A 20,159-nucleotide genomic window follows, 5' to 3' on the forward strand; every position below is an offset into this window, starting at 1 on the left:
GAGTTCCGCACTTCCGTTTCACCTCCGGTGAAGCCCGGCAGATTCTCAGCAGTCTGTCGCATATCCGGAAAGGCATGGTTGTGAGCGAAATCGACATCTGGGTCTACCACCCGGCCGCGGGACACCAGCAGGGAACCGACCTCATCGGCTACAAGGTCGAGGCCACCGACGGTTCCATCGGCAAGGTCAGCAAGCATTCGGACGAGGTCGGCGCCTCCTACCTCGTCGTGGACACGGGAGTGTGGATCTTCGGCAAGCACGTTCTGCTGCCGGCGGGGACGATCAAGCTGATCGACACCACCGAGGAGACGGTCTACGTCGACCGGACGAAGGACCAGATCAAGGACGCCCCCGAGTTCGACGCGGCCAAGCACGCCGACGAGCCCACCTACCTCGACCAGTTCGCCCAGTACTACAAGCAGCCGCACATGTAGCGGGATGACCGTAGGCGTCACCCTGATCGGGTGGCCCTCAGTTCGCTTGCGGTCCAGGGGCGACCACCGGCCCACCGCCGAGCGCTACGCGCTGCCGGCGGAGTCGTGCGTCGGTCGGCGGGCCGGCCGCCCTCAACGAGGGCGGCTACGAGATCCTCCGCCGCGACAGTTGCCGCAACGAGCGTGAGATCGTGCCTGGACGACCGTCCGCGACGTCCCGGACGGTCAACCAGGCCGGTCACCGGACCCTCAGACACGGCCCAGCGCTGTTCTGAGTCAGGACCGGTCACGCTTCATCGAGTCCTTGATTCCCTCGGCGCGCTCGCGAACACTCTTCACCGTCTCGCGGATCTTGGTCCTCGCTTGGTCGGTCCTGCCCTCGGCCTCCAGCCGTTCGTTTCCGGTGATCTTTCCGGCGACCTCCTTGAGCTTGCCCTTGGCCTTGTCCATGGCGCTGCTCATGACCTGATCCCTTCGGTGGCTGATCGGCTTCACGTCCACGCTAGGTCCGGACGGACCGCGGCGCCCTCCGATGCCCGCTGGCGTACAGCAGGTCGGGGCTTCGTCGAGGACGCGGTGCTCGGAGTCCGAGCGGCATGTCTCGCAGGCCCGGATCCCGCCCTCGGCGAGGGCGCGGCGGGCTTCGTCGCGGCCCAGCGGCCTCCTCTGCGGGCCGACGATCCTGCCCGTCCCTGATGTGGACGCTGTCCGCGCCCGGGCGGCCGCGCTCGCGCAGGCAGGACATCACCCACCCTGGCCCCTGGGTAAGAACCCGGACGCAGAGAGGAAGGGGTCCGGGCGAGACGTGCGGCCAAAGAGTGTCCGGTGACAGCAGGCGCCGTTCGGATCGTCTACGGCGGCCCTTCGGGTGATTGCCGGGTGACTCGCGATCCAGACAGCCGACGCAGGGTTACGACATCTCAGCAGAGGACCTACCCCGCCCCCCCCGTGAGGAGTTTGGCGATGTACGCAGCAGTCCGGAGGTACGAAGGCGTGACCGATCCGGCTGAGGCGGGACGCCTCGTGAGCGAGGGGTTCGTGCCGCTCATGCGCGAGGTCTCCGGCTTCGTGGCCTACTACTGGGTCGACGCCGGGGACGGAGTTATGGTCTCGACCAGCGTCTTCCAGGATCAGTCCGGCGCCGAGGAATCCATCTCGAAGGCAGCGGAATTCGTGCGGAACAACCTCGCCTCGCTGCTCCCCAACCCTCCCCAGGTCACCGCAGGAGAGGTCGTGGCCTCCGCGTGACAGCGGCCCAACGAGACACCGCGTGCGGCTGAGCCGTCAAGCTCGCCTCTGCTGGGTGGCACCAGATGGCGTCTCATACTGCGTCACTGGTGTCCACCCAGCCTTTCGCCAGCACCGGGACGTCGGCCCAGGGCAGGGCGCTTGTGCGGGGCGGGAAGCCTGCTGGAGCCCGTACCGCGCACCGAGGAACCCACATGCCATCCTCGCGTCACAGCGGTCCCCAGCAGGGCCCGAAGCGGTGTCAGCGTCGACCCTTGATACTCCGACCGGCACCGATACCCGCCACATGAAGCGCCAGGGCAGTCAACCCGAGCAGCATCACGTTCGTCGAAGAGAAGACATCGTTGGTACCGATGTCCGCCGCATTGATCAGCCAGGCGATGAAGAACAGCACCGCAGCCACTATGCCAAGCATGAACAGACTCCTCTCCCAGGGTGCTGTCCGTCTGCCCCCACATCACCCTTCCAAGCCGGGGCACAGTCATCAGATCGAGGGGCGAGGCGGACGACTCCTCTCTGCTGCGCCCTTCCTGCTGCGGCCTCTTAGCAGCATCCAGGCGGCTGGTCGGCGGCCTGCTCCTCGCCTGAGGGAAGGCAATACGGGCCCTCTCGGAACATGCAGTCCGGATCGTGCTTGAAGCTGTCCGGTGCGAGCCCGCACGTGATGCGCTGACAGTCGTACTCACTCAAGTCCACGGTGCTCTCTGCCGTCTCTGCGGTTCGGGCTGGTGACGATGCAGACTACAAGGGGCGCTCTACGGCCAAGCCGGCCAGACGTCGTACGAGCAGAGGCATCCGCGCCGTCGATGCGAACCGGAGTCGGAGCCAGCGCCGGAGCCGGAGCCGGAGTCGGAGCCGTGGATCACGATGGACGGCCGCCCAGCAAGGCATACTTACTCTCCGGTAACACGCCAACGCCCGCCTCCACCCTGAGGAGCCCCATGCCTCGGCCCGCCCGCCCCGCTCTTCTGCTCGCCGGCCTGCTGGCCGCCGCGGGCACCGCTCACTTCGTCGCACCCCGGCAGTTCGACGCCGTCGTGCCGGAGGTACTGCCCGGCAGCCCTCGGGCCTGGACGAAGGCGAGCGGCGTGGCAGAACTCGCGCTGGCCGCCGGGCTCGCGATACCGGCGACACGCCGGGCCAGCGCCCAGGCGACGGCGCTGTTCTTCGCGGCCGTCTTCCCGGCCAACGTGAAGATGGCGTACGACTGGCGTGACCGCTCCACCGCGGCCAAGACCCTCGCCTACGCCCGCCTCCCTCTCCAGGTGCCCCTCATCCTCTGGGCCAGGAAGGCGGCCCGCACCGAGCAGTGAGCACCGGAGGCCGGCTCCATGGCGGAGCCGGCACGCCGGGGGCCCGCCTGCCAGGCGCGGCCCCTCTGGTTTCTCCGGTCTCGACCCGCCCGGTCCCTCGTCGGGCGCTCCCGTCGTGCGGAGTCGACCCGCACTCCTGAACACTGCGGGCCGCCCCGAAGGGCGGCCCGCAGCACCCGTCACCTCCGTGTCATGCGGCCGGCCAGTGCGGCCACTGCGGAGCGTACGAGCACCAGTACTCAGGGCAGCCGACCCGGTAGGCACGGGTGACCGTCTCCGTGACCGAGGTGCCGGAGCGGTCCTCGGCGGTGACCTTGAGCGAGACCCAGCCGGCCTTCATCGCCGGTACGGTCACCCGCCGTTCGCCGTTCCGCCCGGTGACCCGCGCCTCCTGCCACGTCGCACCGTCGTCCGTGGAGTACAGCACCGACACCCGGTCCACGTCCGAACCACTGCCCACACCCGCCTGGCGCCCGATGCCCAGACCGAACGTGAACTCCCGCCCCTCCGATGCCGAGTTGTCTCCGTCGAGTCCCGCCATGTCGTAACGCGTGTCGAGAAGCGGCAGCGGGCTCTCACCGGCGGTGTGTTCCGAGCGGAAGCGCCAGACGTCGGTGACATGCGTGCCGAGGGACCAGTCGGGATGGTCACGGTGAGCCGTCGAGCTCAGCTCGTACCACTGTCCGCGGCGCGGCACATCGAACACGCCTTGCCCCGGCTCGTCGTTGCGTGCGACGACCCGGCCCGAGTCCGCGCGCAGCACCGTCTCGCCGGACTCCAGATCCCGCGCCGGATCCGACCGGTGTCCCGCCGCGTCCGAGAACATCGGCAGCGCGAGGCGGAGCTTGTCCCCGTCACGTGTCGCCTGTGCGCGGCCGTCGGGGCCGGTCACCGACAGCGACGGATTGAAGGGGCCGGTCAGCCAGTTGTCCCTGACCGTGCGTCCCTCGCGGTAGACGGTCGGGTTCGAGTACTGCACCCCCAGTGGCCCGTCGGCGTCGATCGCGTACTCGAACGTGGCGGTCGTCCACGGCACGTCCGGTGTGTAGTACGCCGTCATGCGGTGCGGGGCACGGAACAGCGTCGACTGCTGCGCCAGCCGAAGACCCTGGTGGGTCACCCAGCCGTAGATCCCCTTCGGGTCGTTCGGGTATCCGGTGGTGCGGAAGCTGTGCTCCACGGCGGCCAGGTCGCGGCGGCGGTCCTGCCAGTGCGCTCCGGCAGGCACGCCGTCGTCGTGCTTGTGGAAGGTGAAGTAGGTGCGGTCGCCGTTGCGTTCGCCCTTGATCCGCAGCGTCACTTCGCCCTGGGCCAACCGCTCGCGCAGGAGAGCGACGCCGAGCGCGTCGATGCCGAGCGGCGGATCCGCCGGGTCGATCGACGCGTAGCCGGACATCAGGATCGCCGCCGGCGCCTGCGCCTTGATCGCCGCGTAGCGCCGGTCCCGCTCGTCCGAGGGCACGGGCCAGCCCGTCTCGAAGAGCACGATCCGGTCCTTCAGCTCGAGGCCGGTCAGGTCCTCGCCGTCGCCGACGTCGACGACCTGCTTCTCCATGTCCCAGTCCATCCGGCCCCAGGACACGAGACTCACCGGCACGTCCACCGGGGCTCCGCTGCCGCCGACCGTCGTGGCAAGGACGTACGGCTGTTCCCAGGAGGCGGCCGAGAAGTACGTCAGCCCGGGTATGCGGGCGCTTCCCACGGCGTACGACTTGTACGCGCCCCGGAAGAGCGGCGCGGCCAGTCCCGTCGGCGCGCCCGCCCCGGTCGACGAGACGATCCCGGTCGCCGAGCCCTGCTCGTCGATCCGCATCTCCGGGTCGTCGATGCCCATGGTGACCGGCTTCGCCGCGGACACGTCGGTCTTCAGCGTGCGGTCGCCGGTCAGGGAGATGCGCTGCGCGACGACGACGGAGGTCTCGGGCACGGTCGCCTCGCCGTGCGCGACGTACTCCCACACTCCGCCGAAGACCCGGTAGTCGCCGACCGGCACCCGGATCTGCTCGGGCTCCGTCGTGAGGCCGACCAGTTGCGACTCACCCGTCTTCTCGTTCTGCACCACAAGGTTGGTGTAAGCCGCTTCGACTCCGGCCCGCATCGCGGCGGGTTCGAGGGTGAGTGTGGCGCTCGGCCCCTCCGCGTCCACGCCGACGGGCGTACGCGCCGTGCTGCCGTCGCTTCCCCGGGCGGTGATCCAGGAGCCGTGGGCGCCGGCGGAGACCCTGCTCGTGTCGATCCGTGCGCTCGTGGAAGCGGTGCCGCCGGCCGGAACCGTCAGCTGCCGGGCGGAGAGCGACACCGGCGCCTTGCCGCTCACGGAGAGACTGAGCCGGATGTCCTTGTCGCCGCTGTTGCGGTAGGTGACCGTGCGCGTGGGCGTGCCTGAGTACGGCCAGGTGAGTTCGGCGGAGACGGCCACCGGGGTGGCGGTGACCCGGGACGCCAGCGCGCCGGGGACGTCGACGCTGCCCGAGCCCTGCTCGTACACGCCCGCACCGTCGACCGGGTCGGCGGTGGCGATCAGCGCCGCCTTGAGCTGCGCCGCGTCCCAGTCGGGATGCCGCTGCTTGAGGATGGCGGCCGCCCCGGAGACATGGGGAGTCGCCATCGACGTGCCGCTGATCGTGGCGTAGAACTCGCTGTCCGCGGCGTCGCCGAGCGTCCCCGCCGCGCGGGCGGCGGTGATCGCGCTGCCGGGTGCGGTGATCTCGGGCTTGACGCCGCCGTCGGCGACTGCGGGACCGCGGGAGGAGAACGACGACATGGCGCCCTCCTTCGTCACCGACCCGACCGTCAGGGCGCTGGGCGCCGCTGCCGGCGCGCCGATCGTGCGCGGAGCGCCGTCGTTGCCGGCGGCGACGACGAAGAGCGGACCGCCGTCGGCCGACAGGGTCTCGACCGCCTGCGACAGGGGATCGCTGCCGTCGCTCGGCAGATTCGATCCGAGACTCATGGAGACGATGTCGGCGTCCTGGGCGGCTGCCCACTCCATCCCTTCCAGGATCCAGCTGGTGTAGCCGGAGCCGCCCCCGTCGAGGACCTTGCCGACGAGCAGCTCGGCTCCCGGCGCCACACCCTTGTAGCGGCCCTGCGAGGCGGCGCCGCTGCCGGCGACCGTCGACGCGACGTGCGTGCCGTGGCCGTTGCGGTCGGCGACGCTCTCGTCCCAGGTGAAGTTCTGCTCCGCGGTGACCTTGTTCTTCAGGTCGGGGTGGGCCGGGTCGTAGCCGGTGTCGAGCACCGCGACCTTCACGCCCTTGCCGTCGAGGCCCTTGCGCCATGCCTCAGGCGCGCCGGTCATGGCGACGGACCGGTCCAGGCTCGCCCTCACCTTGGCGTCGAGCCATAGCTTCCCGGATCCGGCGGTACGGGACGTGCCGCTGCCCGTACCCGCGAGGAAGCCGCGCCAGGCAGTCGCGGCCTCCGACTTCCGTACGGTGCGGGCTGTCAGCCCGAGCGCCGGGTACGTCTCCCGTTGGGCCGAGCCGCGCAGCGAGGGTGCGCCCTGAGCCGTGGCGATGAGCGGGATGTCCGATCGGGCGGCATCGTCGTACCCCTGCGCCGCGAGCGCGGTGACGTCGAAGAGCTGACGGTCCACTCGGCCGTCCGCGAGGGGCTGCGTGGCGTCGACGGGGATGACGTACTCGTGGTCGTCGACCCTGGCCCGTGTGAACGCGATGTGTTCCCGGCCCTTGCCCGGAGTCACCTCGCTGACCTGAAGCGCGCTGCCACTCCCGGTGAAGCCGACACGGTCACCGCTCACCAGCGTGACGGTCCGCTGCCCGGTCCCTGCACCCATTTGCTCCGCCGCGCGCGCGGGCACCGGCCGTGCGGCCTCCTGCTCGGCTGCCGCGGGCAGCCCGGTGGCCAGCAGTGCCACCGCACTGGCCGCGACTACGGCCGCGGTCCTTGTTCTGGGTCTCATCCGCAGTACCAACTCCCTGAAGGCGTCGGGAACTTCACAGGGGGCCCATTGAAGCCAGGAGTCGACGCCGCGAGAGAGAAGGGGAAGGGCGGATTCCCGCCATGGCACAACCTCGCCAGGACAGAGGGTGCTTATGACGGCATCCGCCCGTCTACTCAGCGGTTTCCGTGTCCCCTTCCCCGCCGACGCGGGGCGGCGTGAGCGTACGTGTGGCGAGGGCGCGCCAGTCTGCCGCCGCTGTCAGCGCGACCGCGGCCCTCGCCCCCAGCACCGGTGTTACGGGCCGCTGGTCCAGGGTGAGCCGGGTGCCCGGGAGCCGCCGAGAGTCCTCGGCCAGCACTCGCCTCCACCACGTGGCACAGGCACCCGAGAAGGGACCTCGCTACAGGCTGAGCGCGTCCTCGGCGTTGTCCATCCACGCGGTGACGGAGTTGTCGTCGGACACGTTCAGGCCGGGCGTCGAAGCCTTGAGCGGAACCTGCTCCAGGTCGGACTCGGTGTTCATGGTCATCGCGATCGAGGAGACCGTCTTGCTCTCGGCGTCCTTCAGGCCGCCCATGAGGCCGGCGTAGGCCGACTGGCCCGGTGCGAGCCGGATGGCGTCCTCGATGCCGGGGGCCGTGCCGCGTTCTGTCGCCTGCCCGTCCAGGTCACCGAAGGTCACGACGGGGTGGCCGAGCACCCGGCACGGCTTCCCAGACGTGTTGGTGATCTTCAACAGGTAGCTGCTGGTCGTGGGCTCTGCCAGGCTCGCGGTGAACTTCACGTCGTAGGTGCTGCACGGAAAGACGTCGTAGTCCGGATCGACCGTCGGCGAGACCGGCTTGGCGGGCGGGGAGGGCTTGGCAGGCGCAGAAGGCTTGGCAGGCGCCGTCGGCTTGGCAGGCGCAGAAGGCTTGGCGGGCTGCGACGGGGAGGTGGGAGTCGCGGTCGGCACATCGGTCCCTCCCGCGGCACCGTCCTTGGAGGGACCGCATGCGGTCAGGGTCAGTGCGGACACGGCGACGAGGACGGCGACGGCTCTGCGAACGGTACTCATGGCGGTACTCCCCCGATGGCGGCGCACGGACTGCGCTGTGGTGGACACCACGTTCGCGCGCGAGCTTCACAGTTCGGTGACAGCGTCTCGCCGAATCCACCACGGTTCATCCCACGGCCCGCCCCCGCAACTCCCGCTTGGGCAACCGCGTCCGACGGCCTGGGCCACGGGCGGGACACCACGCTGATGCTGTGAGCCGCAACACGACGCGGGACGAGCGGGCGCGGGTCTGGAGGCTGCGGGTTCACAGCACCGCGGGAGCCGGGCAGGGCGCTCGGTCCGCCGGTCCGTGCCGGCGAGGAGGCCGGGTGCCCTGCCCGCGGGCCGGGCCGGGCCGCCGTGGGGTTGGTCCGGTGGAGAGGGGGAACCCGATGGTCCTGACCTGGAGGGGAAGTGACGCAACATGACCGCAGCGAGCTCATCCGCGGTGGCGAGAAGAGTGGCCCGAGGCGACGCCGTCCGTGGCGGGGCCCGTATGGGATTTGTGGCGCGTGGAGTGCTGTACCTGCTCGTCGGGGCGCTGGCCGTACGGATCGGTCTGACGGGCACGGGTGAGCAGGCGGACCGGGGTGGGGCCCTGGCCGGAGTCTCGGAGACCCCGTTCGGCGCGGTGCTGCTGTGGGCGCTGGGGCTGGGCCTCGCCGGCATGGCACTCTGGCGGCTGACGGAGGCCGTCTTCGGTGCCGCCGGCCCAAAGGGCGACGGCGCGGCCAAGCGGGCCATGTCCGGGGCGCGTTGTGTGTTCTACGGGGTCACCTCCTACCTCGTGTTCTCCTTCGCGGCGGGCTCTGGTGACAGCGGTGCGGGGTCGAGCGACCAGCAGAGCCAGGACATCACCGGCCGGCTGCTCGGGCTGCCGGGTGGCCAGTGGTGGGTCGGCGCGGTGGCCGTCGGCTTCGGGGTGGCCGGTCTCGTCCTGGCGGGGCGTGCGGTGATGAGGAAGTACCGCAAGCACCTGACGTGGGGGCAGATGTCCCGCAAGGCGCGGCGCTTCATGGACGTCACCGGCATGGTCGGTGGAGTCGGGCGGGCATGCGTCTTCGCGGCGGTGGGCTGGTTCGGGGCCAAGGCGGCGGTCGAGTTCGACCCGTCTGAGGCCAAGGGCATGGACGACGCGATCCGTTCGTTCGCCGAGACGCCTGCCGGTCCGTGGTTGCTCGTGGCTGTGGCGGTCGGGCTCGTCCTGTTCGGCGCTTTCTCGTTCGGTCAGGCGAAGTGGCGGAAGGTGTGACCCACGCGGCGGCGGGACCGCAGGCGCGTCGTCGCCGTCACCGGGCTGCTCGGGCGTCGGCCCTCGGCCTCCGGGCGCGGCCCTGAAGCCGAGCGCCCTGTACGAGCGACCCACACCGCATGGAGCCAACTACGGCCCCCGTACACTCACTAGCTGATTCCGCCACACGTAAGGACCACCGCAGTGAACCAGTACGACCCTATGGGCCGAGCAGCAGGCGATGCTCCGATCTACGCGACGCTCGTTCGTGAGCGCGGGGACGTACCGGCGGAGGCGAGGCAGGTGGCCGCGCGGGTGCTGGAGGAAGCGGACCGGGCTGTCGACTTCAGCTCGGTGCGCGCCATCTGAACGTACGGCAGACACGACTCGCCCCCGCCCGACGGCTCTGTCCCAGAGACTCGCTGTCCTGATCACCTGGGGCGGTACCCAATGCGGGCTGAGGAAGGCCGCCACGTGCGGCCCGGCTCACTTCTGGCGCCGGTCCGGACCAGACAGCAGCGCCCTCGTTCCCAGCCGAGGTGTGCCGGTGCGTGAGGTCGGCAACGACCCGGGCCCGCACGGGCGCGAAGGGTGGCCGAGGAGCGTCGCAGCGCGGCGGGGTCCTCGCGCAGGGCGCGTAGGACGAGTGCAGTTCGCCAGGCGGCGGACGCTAACCCAGCCTTCGACCACGAAGCCGTCGGAGCACGCACTCCGACGGCCGGCAGAGCGCTTGAACAACCACGTTGGTGATGACGAAGTACCCCGGGCTCACCCAACCGTCTTCCTTGTTCACGAGCCCCGGACCGTCCTCACGGTGGTAGCGACGACGCAGCATGCGGCGCAAGGGAGCCCCGGCCACCAACAGGACCGGAGCGACGGCGACTGCACCGACCGTCACAGCAAGCCTGACCGCGTGGATCCTGACAACGTTCTCTGTCCGCATCGCTCCAGCTTGCCAACAGAACGCAAAGCTGTCTGCGGCCGAGTGAGCAGGCCGGACCGTTCCCTGCCGAGGGGCGGCGGACGTCAAGCCCCCCACAGCAGGTTGGGATACTGCCCTACGGGCGGGCGTACCGGCACCCCGTGGTGCGAGGTGGAGGACGGCAGCCGGTTCTTCGACCGGCCGCCTGAAGTGAGGCCGAGCCGCCGGGCCGACGGCAGGCGGCAGGGCCCGCCCCCGATGTCGGGGTCCCGTGCCCGCGTGAGCGCGGTGCAGTGGTGTGCTGTCCGGCTCCTCCTCCTGGCGGGGGGGCCGGACGGCACAGGGCTAGTCGGCTACGCCGGGTCGATGCGGGCGATGTTGCCGCCCAGCGCAAGGACGTACAGCTCGCCCGCGCGGCCCTCAACGAATGAGATGACCTCGCCGCCGTTGACGACGAGGTCGTTCTCCCCTGTCACCTTGCCGTTCTTCAGCGCGAGGGAGCGGATGGTGCCGTCGCAGTAGTCGCTGAACACGTACTGCCCCTTGAGGGCCGGGATCGCGCTCCCCCGGTAGACGAACCCGCCCGTCACCGAGCAGCCGAGGCCGGTGCGGGCGTACTCGTGGATGGGGCGTACGTGGTCGGCCGGCTCGGTGCCGCCCCGGAAGGGGTGGTTGCCCTCCATCTGGGACCAGCCGTAGTTCTCGCCGCCCTTGCTTTTCGCGGGCGCCCAGTCGATCTCCTCCCAGTCGTTCTGGCCGACGTCGCCGATCAGCAGGTCACCCGTGTATGAGTCGAAGGAGAATCGCCACGGGTTGCGCAGCCCGTACGCCCAGATCTCGTCCTTAGCGTTCGGTTCGTCGACGAAGGGGTTGTCCGAGGGGATCGCGTACGGCGTGCCTCCGCGCGGGTCGATCCGCAGCAGCTTGCCGAGCAACGTGTCGAGGTTCTGCCCGTTGCCGTGCGGGTCGCCGCCCGCGCCTCCGTCCCCGAACGCGATGTACAGGTATCCGTCGGGCCCGAACTTGATGTCGCCGCCGTTGTGGTTCGAGTACGGCTGCGTCTGGGTGAGGACGGTGCGCCGGGTCTCCGGCCGGAGCTTGCCTTTCCGTACCGCGAACTCGTCGATCGTGCTCGTGCCTTCGAGATTCGTATACGAGATGTAGAGGTGGGCGCGTGCGTTGTCGAACGCGATGCCGAGGAGGCCGCGTTCACCGTCGGTGGTGGTCTCGGCAGAGATGTCGAGCACCGGTTCACCAAGCCCTCGCGCACCCAACACCCTTACGGTACCTTCCCGTTCGGCGATCCAGATCGTCCCGCCCGGGCCGGCGGCGCCTGCGGTCGGATTGCGCGCCGTGGCGACGCTGGTGAGCGCGACCTTCGCGACCTTCGCGGCCCCAGCGACGTCTGCGGCCTCAGCGGCCTTCGCGGCCTGTGCGGTCTTCTCGGCCTGCGCAGACATCGCTGCCTGAGCCGCCTTCGCGACCGCCTGCCGGGCGTCACGGTCCTCCGCGGAGGCCGTGGTCAGGGCGAGGGAGGCGACGAGACCGAGGGTGCAGATGATCGCCGAGCTTCTCGTGCGAACGTTCACCGTGATCCTCCTGGAGGCGGCGAATGGGGGGAACCCGGCAGCTCGGGGCAGTGTGGGTCGGCGTCGCCCGCGCCAGCACGCAACCGGGGTGGGGGGGAAAGGGTGTACCGCTGGCCACGGAGGAGACTACTGGGGCTCGGGCAATTGGTATAGGCCAAGCGCGCCCCCGCGCGGGTGGCGGGAGCGCGCGACGGCGGAGCCGGGTCTCGGAGTCAGATCTGCGGGCGGGTGGCCGTGACGACGTAGTAGTCGAGGATGCCCTGCTCGTAGGCCTTAAGGAAGTTGCGCGGCCAGGTACCCGGCTTCCACTGGTCCGACAGCCAGCGGTCCCAGCCCTGCCACACGTCCGGCCCGATGGACACGGCCTTTGCGTCCGTCAGGCCTGCCCGGGTGAACGCATCGGTCACGAGCGTGACGGGTCGCGCGATGTCCAGCCCGTCGGCGTACGACTCCAGGTACGACGCGAGCCGGGCTCCGTTGCCGGGGTCGTCGTCCGGAGTGAAGAAGCTCGCGACGACCACCCGCCCGCCGGGCCGCAGTACCCGCGCCGTCTCCTGGGTGAAGGCGATGACGTCATCGAAGTGCTGGGCGGCCTCGACGCTGTAGACAGAGTCGAACTCGCCGTCGGCAAACGGCATTTCCTCCGCCGCGCCGCGGACGAACCGGAGCCCCGACGGCGAAGTCTCCAGCAGCTCCGCGTTGGTCTGGCGGGCACGCTCCAGCTGTTGGGGATGGATGTCCATACCGGTCACCTGCTCCGGCCGGTACTCACGCAGAGCAAGTGCACAGCCGACACCGAGCCCGCAGCCGACCTCGACGATCCGCCGACCGGCGAGCGGACCGGCGGCGTCCAGCACCTGCCGGTACATGTCCTCCTGGCTGCGGACCCGGTCGTCGACCGTGAGCGGTCCGGCGAGGTCGATCGAGCGCCAGTATCCGAAGTTGATGAACCCTCCGGCGAACACCGGGACCGAACTGAGGTCGGCCGGACCGTACGTCTCCCGAACAGCGGCTCGCATCTCCACCGATTCCACCACCCGCGTCACCTCCGCGAACAGTCTGATGGCCGGAGCCACCCCTGTCGACGGCGCCCCGCCCCACTCGACCCGAAAGGGTCGCAGGCGCCGAGCGCCGCGCCGGCCGCGCGACGGGTCGGGCAGTGCTCCTGCTGCGCATGGAGGTCGGTCACCTCGCCGGTCACCCGCTCCGCCGGATGCGCATACCTGGCCAGGTTCGGTGCGCCCCTGACCTCCCCTAATCGATGGCCAAAGATGTTGCCGAGAGTGATCGATTCAGGGAGGATTCCCTGCCGTGACCATCTTCCTCGCCGTCACCTTCGGCGTGCTTCTCATCGTGCTCTACCGCCTCTTCGTCACCCCGCGCCGTGCCGCCGGCTGGGTCGAAGAGCACTTCGTGGCGTCCGCGTACGGTCTTCCGCCCCGCGAGCAGCTCGACCCGCTGCGGCCCGGCCCGCCCCCGCCGGCACACGTGGCGGAGGAGCGACAGGCCGTGGCCGATGCTGCATGGGAGGGGGACTGGCGGTCCGCCGAGCGGTACGTCCAGGCTGCGGGCGACGACTGGGACGAGCGCTGGGCCCGGTTGGAGCTCCTGCAGCAGGTAGCCCGGGAGGACGACGCCTGGCTCGACGCCTGGCGCGTCGCCGAGCCGGGGAACTGCGACGCGGCCACCCTCCACGCGAGCATCATGCTCCACCGCGCCTGGGCGATCCGGGGCAGCGGGTACGCCCACGAGGTCATGACGTCGGACATGGACCGCTTCCGCGCCATGCTCCCGGCCGCGATCGAGGAGGCACGGAAGGCCGCTCTGCTCGACCCCGCGAACCCGGGCCCGTGGGTCGTCATGGTCACGGCGGCGCGTGGAGCTCAATACGGCCGCGCACAGTTCAAGCGGCTCTGGGACGGACTCATCGCCCGGGCGCCCCATCACTACGAGGGGCACTGGCAGGCCCTGCAGTACTGGTGCGCCAAGTGGTTCGGCAGCGACCGGCGCATGATGAGCTTCGCCCGCCAGGCGGTCCGTAAGGCCCCGCCCGGCAGCCCGCTCGCCGGGATCTATCTGCACGCGCTGAACGAGCTCGTCGACCGGCCCGTCGGCGGCGCCCTGCCCATCACGCCGATGACCAGGATGCTGCTGAAGCGGATCGCCTCCTCGTTCGATCAGGTCGCGCCCGACGACGAGCGCCTGCCGGCGCTGCGCCACCTGCTGGCGCACTACATGCTCCGGTCGATGATGACGCCCCCGCCCTGGAGCAGTTCCGCCTGATCGGACCGTGGTGCGGCGCCCAGCCCTGGCGCCAGGACGGGAACCCCGCCAGAGCCTTCGAGGCGGCCCGCGGCACGGCAGCGAAGCTCTCCGGCACGCGCCCGGCCCCGGCACCGCAGGTCGGGGCGGGCCGCTAGGGGGCTGACCTCGGGCCTGTTGCGAAAGTCGCTGAGGAGGCGATCCCGCACATCCCCGTCGCTACCCTGGGTACGACCGCGATGCAGGGGGCAACGGTGGGAAGAAGAGTGCGACGGGCTGCGGGAACGCTGACCTTCACGGATCTGCTCCGGCATCCGGGGCGTCTCATCGAGCAGTTCACGGGAGCCGCTCGGCCTCGCGCCGAGGCGGACGTCGCAGCGTTGTACGCGGGAGAAGCTCGCGAGGTCTCCGCGTTTGTTCGTGACGGCCATCGTTTCCGGCAGGGGGCGTTGATTCTGGACCCTGCCGCAGCATCGCCAGTGATGTGGCAGCCGTTTCGAGTGCTCGGCGGAACTGGCGAAGGCGTCGCCTTGCTTGCTCCGTTCCACGTCCATGGGGCGGGCCCGGTCGCCGGCCCGGGAAGTGAGGCGGTCGACAAGGGACTGTTCCGCCTGCTGTCCTTGCAAGCAGCGGATCGCTACTGGGAAATCGCTGTCCCCACTACGGACGTTGCTTTGGTGCGTGCCTCGCTGCGCGGGGATGGCAGCGGACGGTAGTCAGAGTGCCGCTGCCTCTCCTCTGGTCATCAGTCCGACGAAGCACCGTCACAGCCATTCGTTGATGGCAGCGACCAGCACTGTCGCTTCGTAGCGGACGGCGAACTTGTCGTATCGGGTGACGACTGCCCGGTTGCGCTTGAGCCGGTTAGTCCCGCACTCGACCGCGTGCCGCTGCAGTAGCCGTCCTTGTCGAACTTCGGCGGTCGTCCACCGCGGGCGCCGCGTCCCAGCCCGTTGTGGACCCGGTCCGCCGGCACCGGAATCGTGGCCTTGATCCTGCGTCTCCGCAGGTAGGCGCGGTTGCTGCGGGAGTCGTATGCCTTGTCGGCCCGCACCCGGTCCGGCCGTTTGCGCGGCCGGCCGAGCCCGAGCCGGGAAACCCGGATCGCTTCCAGGACCGGCTCGAACTGCGGGGAGTCGCCCCGCTGCCCGGCCGTGATCACCACGGACAAGGGCTTCTGGCCCTGCTCGACCGCGAGGTGGATCTTGCTGGCCAGACCGCCGCGGGAGCGTCCGGGTCCGAGGTCGGCCGGCTCGACGAAGAGCCGCCGGGCGGCTCCTTCTGGAGGTCCCCCTTTTCACCGCCCCGGCGGCGTGCTGATGGGCCCGGCAGACGGTGGGGTCCACGTTCACGTCCCATGCGATCAGGCCCTTCGCATCGGCCTCGGCCTGGAGCTGCGTGAGGATCCTCGACCAGGTTCCGTCCCGCTGCCGGCGCCGGAACAGGTCATAAACCCGGTCCCACGGCCCATGGCGTTCAGGCACATCCCGTCAGGGAGCGCCGGGCCGGGTCCTCCACCGTATGCCGTCCATCAGCTGTCGCCGCGTCCACACCGGCGGCCGGCCCGGCTTAATGCCCCGCGGCCAACGGCTCCAGCCGAGCCCACTGCCGATCCGTATATCCCCTCGCGCCACACCATGATCATCGCAAGTCGAGATCCACGTCCCAGCGGACATGGCGGTGAAGGTGCGCATGGTCGAGCGCCGGCGTCCACGCCCTGCTGTCGGACCGAACCTCGCGAACGACATCACTCACTGATCTGAGTGTGTGCCGGCCCTGAGTCGTAGCGGTCGAGAAACACGTTCGCCGGGAGGTCGAGTGCATGCAGTTTGGAGAACACCTCCGTACCCGCGCCCATCACCTCGTCGCCGCCGGAGATCCGGTATGCCTGCACCATGTCGAGGACTTCGAGGTCGCCCTCCCTGGCGTACTCGGCCGACTCCCGCTCGGCCAGTTCGATGGCCTCGTCGAGGGACCGTGCTCGGAACAGCACGACACGCTCCTCGAAGGGACGGTTTTCCCAGGTCAACCATCTATAGAAGGTTCTGGCGCTGTACCACGCCTTCGGCTCATGCCTCATTGCCGGTCCGCCGTCCCCTCGCGCCAAACCGTGATCATCGCAAGGGAAGGTCCGCTTTCGCAACAGGCCCCTAGGCCTCCCATAACCGCTTCCGCCGTGGGCTGGTCGCGCCAGTCGACCGCAGGGATGTCCACCCGCGCCTCAAAGGCATCGGCTTCCGCGCCGGGGGCGGCCCTCGCGGACCTTCCGAGGGCTTCGTCGCTCTCGTACGCGATGAGCGCAGCCTGGCAAGCGAGGTGTACGCCGGAACGCCCTGGCGGTGCCGTCGACGAGCGCCGTCGAAGAGCGCCTCGCCGTCGAGCCCAGTCACGACGAGCCGCGACGAGGCGAGCACCCGCTTCACGACGACAGCGGCGCGCTACCGCAACGCGAGCCTCGCCGAACCGGCCCCAGATCCTCGGCGCTCTGCGGCAGAACTACCTGGCGCGGCATCAGACAGTGGTACGGGCGGCCTCTGCGGCTGTCGTTCGCAGAGGCCCACGCTCTCGTAGCCCAAGAGCGGCCGCATCCGAAGCCCCAGCCGGCTCGGACGCCCCAGCCGCAGCCCCGGACGCCCGAGTCGTCGTGCGCTGAGGACTCCGTACATCGTCGACCCCCTGGGCGTGGCGCCACCTCCCCGCAGCGGGCTCCCTTCCACCACTCGGTCCCACCCCCCGGTTGATCTTTCCGCGGCGGGGTAGCGAAGCGGCATGTCCCTCGACAACGCATCCCCCACGACGACCGGCTACGTACAGCCCGACATCGACGTCCGTTCACTGGCCGCCGTGCTCGACGGCGAGTACGCCGAGATTCGCGACCTCGTCCGGAGCAACCTGGCGGCCTACGCCTCCGTTCTCGACGAAGCCGACGAGCTCGGCGTGGACGCGTTTCGCGAGCGGGTGCGCGAGATCGTGGTCGAGATGGCCGCGACGGGCCAGACCGGAATGGGCTTCCCTGCCACGTACGGCGGAGGCGGCGACGTCGGAGCTTCGATCGCCGCGTTCGAGACGCTGGCCTTCGGCGACCTGTCGGTACTGGTGAAGGTCGGCGTACAGTTCGGGCTCTTCGGGGGCGCCATCCTGCACCTGGGCACCGAACGCCACCACGACACCTATCTGCCGGACCTGATCACCGGGGAGCTGATGGGCTGCTTCGCGATGACCGAGACCGGTCACGGCTCCAATGTCCAGGCGCTCGGCACCGTCGCGCGGTACGACGCCGCACGCCAGGAGTTCGTCGTCACCACCCCCGACGACCAGGCGCGCAAGGACTACATCGGCAACGCGGCCCGCCACGCCGAACTGGCCGTCGTCTTCGCCCAGCTGGAGGTGGACGGCCGGTCCGAGGGCGTGCACGCCTTCGTCGTACCCATCCGGGTCGACGGCGAGCCGGCGCCCGGCGTCCGGATCGAGGACGACGGCCGCAAGATGGGTCTCAACGGCGTGGACAACGGCCGTATCTGGTTCGACGGTGTGCGGATCCCGCGCGAGGCGCTCCTCAACAGGTTCGCCGACGTCAGCCCCGCAGGCGTCTACGAAAGCTCGATCGAGAACCCCAACCGGCGCTTCTTCACCATGCTCGGCACGCTCGTGCAGGGCCGGGTGAGCGTCGGCGGCGCCGGGGTCAGCGTCGCCAAGGTCGCTCTGACGGTGGCCACGAAGTACGCCGCCCGGCGCCGGCAGTTCGAAGCAACCGCGGGCAGCGAGGAGCAGGTGCTGCTCGACTACGGCCTGCATCAGCGCCGGTTGCTGCCGCTCATCGCCCGGACGTACGCCCTGCACTTCGCGCAGGACGTCGTGCGCTCGCACCTGCACGACGTCTTCTCCGGCATCGAGGACGACGCGCAGGCGCGGCGCCGGCTCGAATCACGGGCCGCGGGCCTCAAGGCGCTCGCCACCTGGCACGCCACCCGGGTCGTCCAGGAGTGCCGCGAGGCCTGCGGTGGCGCCGGCTACCTCGCCGTCAACCGGTTCGCCGCGCTCAAGAGCGACAGCGACGTCTTCACCACCTTCGAGGGCGACAACCACGTTCTGCTGCAGCTCGTGGCCAAGGGGCTGCTCACCGACTACGCGAGCGAGTTCGAGGACCTCGACCAGCTCGGCATGGTCCGTTACGTCACGAACCTTGCTGTGGAGACGCTCATCGAACGCACCTCCGTACACAAACTGCTCGAGCGGGTACGCGACCTGCTGCCCGGCGGCGACGAGTGGGACCAGGAAGCCGGGCTGCGCGACTCGGAGTACCAGCTCGCCATGGTCCGCTTCCGGGAGGAGCACATGCTCGCCGGCCTGGCCCGCCGGATCAAACGCGGGATCGACCAGAAGCGTGACCCGGGCACCGTCTTCTCCCAGGTGCAGGACCATGTCATCGTGCTCGCCCGCGCGCACGTCGAGCGGTTGGTGCTGGAGGCCTTCGTCGACAAGGTGCGCGTGATGCCCGAGGGTGACGAGAGGGTGGCCCTGGGCCTGCTCTGCGACCTGTTCGCCCTGTCGACGATCGAGGCCGACAGGGCCTGGTTCATGGAGCACGGCCGGCTGACCGTCCAGCGCTCCAAGGCCATCAGCCGGGAGGTGAACGACCTCTGCCGCAAGGTCCGGCCCCTGGCGGTCGACCTCGTCGACGCGTGGGGCATCCCGTCCGAGATGCTGCGCGCGCCGGATCTGGTGGGCTGATCCGGGTCAGGTCCCGCCCGAAACCGTCTCGGCCGGTGCTCGGACCCACAGCTCGGGGTCCGAGCACCGGCCGAGGCGGCACCGGTGCGGCGTTCCGTTCACGCGCCGACGACGAGAGCGCTGAGGATCATGCCGCCGACCAGGCCCACGGCGCTGATCACGATGGCGACGGTGGCGAGTCGCTCGTGCCGGACTGTCTTGGCGACGATGGCCAGCACCACGCCGATCACACCGAACACGATCGGCAGGAAGAGCAACGCGATCACCCCCAGCACGATCGCGACGATGCTCAGTGCGTTGCTGCCCGACGCGTGCTGCGGTGCGCCGTGGGACTGCCGGCCGGTGGGCTGGCTACCGTACTGCGTGGTCATCTGTCACTCCTTCGTGGAGAACATCCTGAGACCTGATCCGGGAGCGGACCGGTCGACAGAGCCCGGGTACCCCGAAGTCCCGTACGAACACAGGGGCTGCGGTGGGTCACGGTGGGCACTCACCCCAACAGGGGCTGCGAAGCGCAGGCCACTGCGGTGGCCGAGGATGCGGCGCTGCACCACGTACCGCTGGTGCGGCTCTGGCTCGCCATGCCCGACCGGGAGCCGCCCGGACAGGGGATCTGCCGAAGACGTTGGCAGGTCAGGCGCCGTCTTCGGAGACCACAGTGGCTTCAGCACGGAAGATGGGGGAAGCAGTACGCCATGCAAGCCCTGGCCTACGCGAGGAGTCGCCATGACCACGTTCGTCATCACTGTGCCCGGCACGTTCCTCTCGGGGATCACTGATTCCGCGCGCTCGGTTCTCGAACGGGAGCTGGCGTCTCAGCACACCGACGTGAGCGAGAGCGAGGGCCTGGACCTCCTCACGCTGAACGGGGACGGCACCTTCTCGATCCGCCTCGAGATCGACGCCCGGGACCGGTACGAGGCCGAACTGGACGCCACTCGTCTGGTTGCAGCCGCCTTGAAGGACGCCGGAATCGCAGAAGCCGACGCGCCCCTCGGCCCGCCGGCCGTCACGGGCATCGACAGCGACCTCTGACCTCCGTGAGCCGAGGCGGAGCCTTCCCCGGGCCGCTGCCGGTCGTCGGCGGTACAGCCTTGGACACCCCCCGGCGTGTCTTCTCGTGGAGTTGATCCGGAAGGCTGCCGGACGCGGCGGAAGCCGTCACGCCCGCTCCGCTGCAGCCGGGTCTGCAGGAGCAGCGGCCCCGCCCGCTTGGCGCGGGGCTGGACGAGGGCGGTCGGCGGTCTCGTACCGGCCGATGCAGGGCAGCGCCGCCCACTCGTCGGCTGGGTAACCGCGTGCCGCGCCGAGGAACGCCGGCCGGGCCGCCACCGGCGGGCCATGGCAATCGCGGCCACCAGGGCTTCACGGGCGTGGCCTGCTTGACCGGCCGGGCCGCCCCCTGCACAGTCGGATTGCGGGTCCCGTAGGAACGGCTCACCCCTACCGACCGGCCCCTGTCCCTACGTGGCGGACAGCCCCGAGA

Annotated in this window: 16 protein-coding genes and 2 pseudogenes; 8 read left to right on the top strand and 10 right to left on the bottom strand. The window is 70.1% G+C overall.

What is annotated here, in order from left to right:
* The first annotated feature begins 74 nt into the window (after positions 1-74).
* The gene (locus ACFY8U_RS07210) at positions 75-434 is read left to right on the top strand and encodes a PRC-barrel domain-containing protein (RefSeq protein ID WP_389566810.1); all 360 of its coding nucleotides are present in this window, start codon (positions 75-77) and stop codon (positions 432-434) included.
* A gap of 276 nt (positions 435-710) precedes the next feature.
* On the opposite strand, the gene ACFY8U_RS07215 is transcribed toward ACFY8U_RS07210, so the two are convergent.
* The gene (locus tag ACFY8U_RS07215; protein ID WP_361760799.1) at positions 711-896 is read right to left on the bottom strand and encodes a CsbD family protein; all 186 of its coding nucleotides are present in this window, start codon (positions 894-896) and stop codon (positions 711-713) included.
* 129 nt (positions 897-1,025) lie between these two features.
* Positions 1,026-1,115: pseudogene (locus ACFY8U_RS07220) on the bottom strand (DUF6233 domain-containing protein); the annotation flags it as partial.
* 282 nt (positions 1,116-1,397) lie between these two features.
* On the opposite strand from ACFY8U_RS07220, the gene ACFY8U_RS07225 reads away from it, so the two are divergent.
* Positions 1,398-1,682: a hypothetical protein gene (locus ACFY8U_RS07225; RefSeq protein ID WP_389566813.1), complete on the top strand. Its 285-nt coding sequence runs from the start codon at positions 1,398-1,400 to the stop codon at positions 1,680-1,682.
* A 241-nt stretch (positions 1,683-1,923) separates the two neighbouring features.
* Here the strand turns inward: ACFY8U_RS07225 and ACFY8U_RS07230 are convergent, their stop codons facing one another.
* Positions 1,924-2,097 (bottom strand): hypothetical protein, encoded by a 174-nt coding sequence (locus ACFY8U_RS07230; protein WP_361760793.1) that lies wholly within the window; start codon positions 2,095-2,097, stop codon positions 1,924-1,926.
* 526 nt (positions 2,098-2,623) lie between these two features.
* Here ACFY8U_RS07230 and ACFY8U_RS07235 point away from each other — a divergent pair.
* Positions 2,624-2,995 carry a hypothetical protein gene (locus tag ACFY8U_RS07235; protein WP_389566816.1) on the top strand — a complete coding sequence of 124 codons (372 nt, stop codon included), beginning with the start codon at positions 2,624-2,626 and terminating at the stop codon, positions 2,993-2,995.
* A 190-nt stretch (positions 2,996-3,185) separates the two neighbouring features.
* Here ACFY8U_RS07235 and ACFY8U_RS07240 read toward each other — a convergent pair whose 3' ends face one another.
* Complete coding sequence (locus ACFY8U_RS07240) at positions 3,186-6,920, bottom strand: S8 family peptidase (RefSeq protein ID WP_389566818.1); 3,735 nt, start codon at positions 6,918-6,920, stop codon at positions 3,186-3,188.
* A 382-nt stretch (positions 6,921-7,302) separates the two neighbouring features.
* Complete coding sequence (locus ACFY8U_RS07245; RefSeq protein ID WP_389566821.1) at positions 7,303-7,959, bottom strand: DUF4232 domain-containing protein; 657 nt, start codon at positions 7,957-7,959, stop codon at positions 7,303-7,305.
* A gap of 403 nt (positions 7,960-8,362) precedes the next feature.
* Between ACFY8U_RS07245 and ACFY8U_RS07250 the strand changes: the two genes are divergently transcribed.
* A complete protein-coding gene (locus ACFY8U_RS07250; protein ID WP_389566823.1) occupies positions 8,363-9,190 on the top strand; it encodes a DUF1206 domain-containing protein in 828 nt (275 codons plus the stop codon).
* Positions 9,191-9,373: 183 nt separating this feature from the next.
* A complete protein-coding gene (locus tag ACFY8U_RS07255) occupies positions 9,374-9,538 on the top strand; it encodes a hypothetical protein (RefSeq protein ID WP_361445728.1) in 165 nt (54 codons plus the stop codon).
* Positions 9,539-10,444: 906 nt separating this feature from the next.
* Here ACFY8U_RS07255 and ACFY8U_RS07260 read toward each other — a convergent pair.
* Together ACFY8U_RS07260 and ACFY8U_RS07265 are read right to left on the bottom strand one after the other, a co-directional pair.
* Positions 10,445-11,680, bottom strand: coding sequence for a PQQ-dependent sugar dehydrogenase (locus ACFY8U_RS07260; protein ID WP_389566826.1), 1,236 nt, complete (start codon positions 11,678-11,680; stop codon positions 10,445-10,447).
* Between the two features lie 212 nt (positions 11,681-11,892).
* Positions 11,893-12,699, bottom strand: coding sequence for a class I SAM-dependent methyltransferase (locus ACFY8U_RS07265; RefSeq protein WP_389566827.1), 807 nt, complete (start codon positions 12,697-12,699; stop codon positions 11,893-11,895).
* Between the two features lie 292 nt (positions 12,700-12,991).
* Here ACFY8U_RS07265 and ACFY8U_RS07270 point away from each other — a divergent pair, with 292 nt between their 5' ends.
* Positions 12,992-13,963, top strand: coding sequence for a hypothetical protein (locus ACFY8U_RS07270; RefSeq protein ID WP_389566829.1), 972 nt, complete (start codon positions 12,992-12,994; stop codon positions 13,961-13,963).
* Between the two features lie 743 nt (positions 13,964-14,706).
* On the opposite strand, the pseudogene ACFY8U_RS07275 reads toward ACFY8U_RS07270, so the two are convergent.
* Together ACFY8U_RS07275 and ACFY8U_RS07280 are read right to left on the bottom strand one after the other, a co-directional pair.
* Positions 14,707-15,538 (bottom strand): annotated as a pseudogene (locus ACFY8U_RS07275) (IS5 family transposase).
* Between the two features lie 151 nt (positions 15,539-15,689).
* A complete protein-coding gene (locus tag ACFY8U_RS07280) occupies positions 15,690-15,935 on the bottom strand; it encodes a hypothetical protein (RefSeq protein ID WP_389566831.1) in 246 nt (81 codons plus the stop codon).
* A gap of 776 nt (positions 15,936-16,711) precedes the next feature.
* Between ACFY8U_RS07280 and ACFY8U_RS07285 the strand changes: the two genes are divergently transcribed.
* Complete coding sequence (locus ACFY8U_RS07285; protein WP_389566832.1) at positions 16,712-18,673, top strand: acyl-CoA dehydrogenase family protein; 1,962 nt, start codon at positions 16,712-16,714, stop codon at positions 18,671-18,673.
* Between the two features lie 98 nt (positions 18,674-18,771).
* Here the strand turns inward: ACFY8U_RS07285 and ACFY8U_RS07290 are convergent, their stop codons facing one another.
* A complete protein-coding gene (locus tag ACFY8U_RS07290) occupies positions 18,772-19,044 on the bottom strand; it encodes a hypothetical protein (RefSeq protein ID WP_389566835.1) in 273 nt (90 codons plus the stop codon).
* Between the two features lie 355 nt (positions 19,045-19,399).
* Between ACFY8U_RS07290 and ACFY8U_RS07295 the strand changes: the two genes are divergently transcribed.
* Positions 19,400-19,708: a hypothetical protein gene (locus ACFY8U_RS07295; protein WP_361445574.1), complete on the top strand. Its 309-nt coding sequence runs from the start codon at positions 19,400-19,402 to the stop codon at positions 19,706-19,708.
* Positions 19,709-20,159: the final 451 nt, after the last annotated feature.

The organism is Streptomyces sp. NPDC012508 (assembly GCF_042902595.1).
Lineage (GTDB): Bacteria > Actinomycetota > Actinomycetes > Streptomycetales > Streptomycetaceae > Streptomyces.

Excerpts from the sequence above, each read along its gene's own strand:
- ACFY8U_RS07245 (WP_389566821.1), bottom strand. The coding sequence starts at position 7,959 with ATGAGTACCGTTCGCAGAGCCGTCGCCGTCCTCGTCGCCGTGTCCGCA.
- ACFY8U_RS07230 (WP_361760793.1), bottom strand. The coding sequence starts at position 2,097 with ATGCTTGGCATAGTGGCTGCGGTGCTGTTCTTCATCGCCTGGCTGATC.
- ACFY8U_RS07250 (WP_389566823.1), top strand. The coding sequence starts at position 8,363 with ATGACCGCAGCGAGCTCATCCGCGGTGGCGAGAAGAGTGGCCCGAGGC.
- ACFY8U_RS07295 (WP_361445574.1), top strand. The coding sequence starts at position 19,400 with ATGACCACGTTCGTCATCACTGTGCCCGGCACGTTCCTCTCGGGGATC.
- ACFY8U_RS07240 (WP_389566818.1), bottom strand. The coding sequence starts at position 6,920 with ATGAGACCCAGAACAAGGACCGCGGCCGTAGTCGCGGCCAGTGCGGTG.
- ACFY8U_RS07265 (WP_389566827.1), bottom strand. The coding sequence starts at position 12,699 with ATGCGAGCCGCTGTTCGGGAGACGTACGGTCCGGCCGACCTCAGTTCG.
- ACFY8U_RS07225 (WP_389566813.1), top strand. The coding sequence starts at position 1,398 with ATGTACGCAGCAGTCCGGAGGTACGAAGGCGTGACCGATCCGGCTGAG.
- ACFY8U_RS07215 (WP_361760799.1), bottom strand. The coding sequence starts at position 896 with ATGAGCAGCGCCATGGACAAGGCCAAGGGCAAGCTCAAGGAGGTCGCC.
- ACFY8U_RS07285 (WP_389566832.1), top strand. The coding sequence starts at position 16,712 with ATGTCCCTCGACAACGCATCCCCCACGACGACCGGCTACGTACAGCCC.
- ACFY8U_RS07235 (WP_389566816.1), top strand. The coding sequence starts at position 2,624 with ATGCCTCGGCCCGCCCGCCCCGCTCTTCTGCTCGCCGGCCTGCTGGCC.
- ACFY8U_RS07210 (WP_389566810.1), top strand. The coding sequence starts at position 75 with ATGGTTGTGAGCGAAATCGACATCTGGGTCTACCACCCGGCCGCGGGA.
- ACFY8U_RS07290 (WP_389566835.1), bottom strand. The coding sequence starts at position 19,044 with ATGACCACGCAGTACGGTAGCCAGCCCACCGGCCGGCAGTCCCACGGC.